2 protein-coding genes are annotated in these 1594 nt (G+C 75.3%); one reads left to right on the top strand and one right to left on the bottom strand.

Translation table 11 applies throughout. The features are described 5' to 3' along the window. Positions 1 to 1007 (top strand): glycoside hydrolase family 2 TIM barrel-domain containing protein (locus ACR9ZG_RS18795; RefSeq protein WP_481286365.1); only part of this gene is annotated, 1007 nt, incomplete at its 5' end. Here the strand turns inward: ACR9ZG_RS18795 and ACR9ZG_RS18790 are convergent. Continuing rightward, a partial coding sequence (locus tag ACR9ZG_RS18790; protein ID WP_481286364.1) for a GNAT family N-acetyltransferase occupies positions 991 to 1594 on the bottom strand: 604 nt, incomplete at its 5' end. The genes ACR9ZG_RS18795 and ACR9ZG_RS18790 overlap by 17 nt on opposite strands.

The raw sequence follows: 1594 nt of genomic DNA, 5'->3' as shown, positions 1-1594 counted from the left end.
GCCCGACCCTGCTCGACGCGGAGGTGCGGCTGCGGCCCGCCGGCGGGGGGAGCGCCACCGCGGCAGCGGCGGAGGATCGCGTCGCGTCGTACCTCGGCCTCCGGTCGACGGCGGTGGCGGGCGGCCGGTTCCTCCTCAACGACCGACCCCTCTACGTGCGGTCGGTGCTCAACCAGGGCTACTGGCCGGAGTCGCACTCGGCGGCGCCGAGCGCCGACGCCCTGCGTGCGGAGGCCGAGCTCATCCTCTCGCTCGGCTTCAACGCCACCCGCCTGCACCAGAAGTACGAGGACCCGCGCTTCCTGTACTGGGCCGACCGGCTGGGACTGCTGGTCTGGGGCGAGGCGCCCGCGGCGTACGCGTTCACGCCCGAGGCCGTGCAGCGCACGCTCGCCGAGTGGACGGCCATCCTCGACCGCGACCGCTCGCATCCGTCGATCGTCACCTGGGTGCCGCTCAACGAGAGCTGGGGCGTGCAGCACCTCGCCGCGGACCAGCGGATGGTGTCGTACGCGGCCGGCCTCGTAGAGCTGACGCGCGCGGTGGACCCGACCCGGCCGGTCATCTCCAACGACGGCTGGGAGCACGTGCGCTCCGACATCCTGTCGATCCACGACTACGACCACGACGCCGACCGGGTGCGCGAGCGGTACGCCTCGCGCGAGCAGGTGCTCGGCACCCCGTTCACGTTCCCCGGGCGCCGGCTGGTCGTCGGGGCGGAGCAGCGGACCGACGTCCCCCTGATGCTCACCGAGTTCGGCGGCATCTCGTACACCGAGAACGGGCCGGAGGACGCGTGGGGCTACTCCGCCGTCTCCAGCCCGGCCGAGCTGGTCGAGCGGCTGGACGCGCTCGTCGGCGCCGTCACCGCCTCCACTACCCTCGCCGGCTACTGCTACACGCAGCTGGCCGACACCGGCCAGGAGACCAACGGCCTCGTCTTCGAGGACCGCCGGCCGAAGGCGCCGCTCGAGGAGCTGCGCCGGATCTTCAGCCGGCGGCCGTGAAGTAGGAGTAGCCCGAGACGCGCCGGAAGCCCAGCGCCGCGTAGAGCGCGTGCGCGGGCGCGTTGTCGGCGAGTACCTGCAGCCAGAGCCGCTGGACGCCGTGGCGACTGGCCTCCGCGGCGAGCGCCAGCGCGAGGCTGCGGGCGCGTCCGCGGCGGCGGGCCGCCGGGCGGGTGGCGACCGCATACAGGCCGCCCCATCCGCCCCACTCGTCGACCAGGGCAAGCCGGGCGACCGCGTCCGGCGCCCCGGGGTCACCCGTGGAGGCGTAGAGGGCAGGGCCGCCGGTGAGGATGCGGGCGGCGACCGCGCGTTCGGCCGGGCCGCCGCGGCCATCCACCGACCACCAGGTGTCGAGCCAGGCCTCCGACGGGGCCGCGGCGATCTCCACGCGGAGTGAGGAGAGGCCGGCCGCGCTGGCGGGAAGGGCGTCGGCGATCAGGATGTCGGTCGCGGAGTGCTCGCGGTAGCCGCGGGCGGTCAGCGCGGCGGCGAGCGCGGCGGGCGAGGCCGGGCTGACCTGGAAGACGGCGGGGAGGCCGCGGACGGCGTACCAGCGCTCGGCCGCGGTGATCGTGGCCTCCAGG

The sequence above is a fragment of the Leifsonia sp. KNZ12-8B genome (genome assembly GCF_056755495.1).
The sequence above is the reverse complement of the archived record's forward strand: the minus strand, read 5'-3'. Positions and strand labels throughout refer to the sequence as shown.